This window comes from Succinivibrio faecicola, assembly GCF_019448115.1.
GTDB lineage: Bacteria > Pseudomonadota > Gammaproteobacteria > Enterobacterales > Succinivibrionaceae > Succinivibrio > Succinivibrio faecicola.
The window spans coordinates 1-1,474 of record NZ_JAGFNY010000078.1 but is presented as its reverse complement, the minus strand read 5'-3'; the positions used below and the strand labels follow the sequence as shown (position 1 = coordinate 1,474).

Genomic DNA, 1,474 nt, shown 5'->3' with positions numbered 1-1,474 from the left:
CGGTAGTTCAGATGGTTAGAATGCCTGCCTGTCACGCAGGAGGTCGCGGGTTCGATCCCCGTCCGTTCCGCCAACTTACCATCAAAGATAAATAAGATTACCTAAGGTAATCTTTTTTTTGCTCTATAGATATAGCTTATTTCTATATCTAGTTATACATAAATAATATCTTTCTATTCTTAAAGTAATATTTGTTTTGTTGTATTATCTATCTAATTAGAAATCTTTATTTTAGGAGATTTTATGCCAATAAATATCCCTAATGATCTACCAGCAAAAGCAGTTTTAAATTCTGAGCAGGTTTTCGTAATGACAGAGGATAGATCCTCTCATCAGGATATTCGTCCTCTTAATCTGCTTTTTTTAAATTTAATGCCCAAGAAGATTAATACAGAGATTCAATATCTCAGAAAGTTATCTAACACTCCTCTTCAGGTTAATATTACTTTTTTAAGAGTGGATGATCATATTTCAAAAAATACTCCACAAGTCCATATTGATACTTTTTATAAAAGTTTTGATGAAATTTCATCAAAGAATTTTGACGGTATGATTGTTACTGGAGCTGCTTTAGATCAGGTACAGTTTCAGGATGTTAACTATTTTGACAAGCTTAAAAAGATCATTTTGTGGAGCACTAAGCATGTTACATCTACATTATTTTCATGCTGGGGAGTAGCTGCCGCGCTTAAAGTGTTTTACAACATTGATATTATGATAATGAAAGATAAGCTATCTGGTATTTATGACGTAAATTTAAGCGATCAAATTGATACTCTCACTAGAGGATTTGATGATACCTTCAAAGCTCCTATTTCAAGATTCTGCGATTTTCCTTTAAACGTTATCCAGGATAGAACAGATATCAATATTCTTGCATCTAGTGATGAAATTGGTCTGTACCTTGGCGTATCTCCTGATAAAAAACAGGTATATGTATCTGGTCATCCAGAATATGATCTTATGACTCTTTCTGATGAATATCATCGCGATCTTGAAGCTAATTTGCAACCAGAAATTCCTGTTAATTATTATCCAAAGAATGATCCCAATAAATCTCCATTATGTACGTGGAGAGGGCATTCTTCTTTATTGTTTGCAAACTGGTTGAATTACTACGTATATCAAGAAACTCCTTTCGATTTTTAACAGAATGATGTGGTGACAAGGAATTCTCTACCTCTACAGGTAGGGGAGATGTCACTATAAGGAGTAGCATATGCTACTCTTTATTTATCTATTATTCAGATCCTACTTTAAGTTAGATGAAATCATTTTCTAACCTAATATAGTATCATCATTTTTCTGTAATACTAATGGAGCGCAAAATATTGAATAACATTTAAGTAATTCTTATAAAAAAGAGACTATTTTGCGTTAAAATACCATAAATTTTTGTAAATGGTCGGAAATAAAATTTTAGACCATTATAAAACAGCCCCTTAAGCGAACTGTTTGATCTTTAAAAAATCAG

General features: G+C 32.3%; 1 protein-coding gene. It reads left to right on the top strand.

Annotated elements, in window-relative coordinates; genetic code table 11:
- Positions 1–243 precede the first annotated feature (243 nt).
- Positions 244–1,149: a homoserine O-succinyltransferase gene (locus J5V48_RS09670; RefSeq protein WP_219938426.1), complete on the top strand. Its 906-nt coding sequence runs from the start codon at positions 244–246 to the stop codon at positions 1,147–1,149.
- Positions 1,150–1,474: the final 325 nt, after the last annotated feature.

What these genes read in the sequence shown, in the direction of transcription:
- J5V48_RS09670 (WP_219938426.1), top strand. Translation starts at nt 244, where the DNA reads ATGCCAATAAATATCCCTAATGATCTACCAGCAAAAGCAGTTTTAAAT.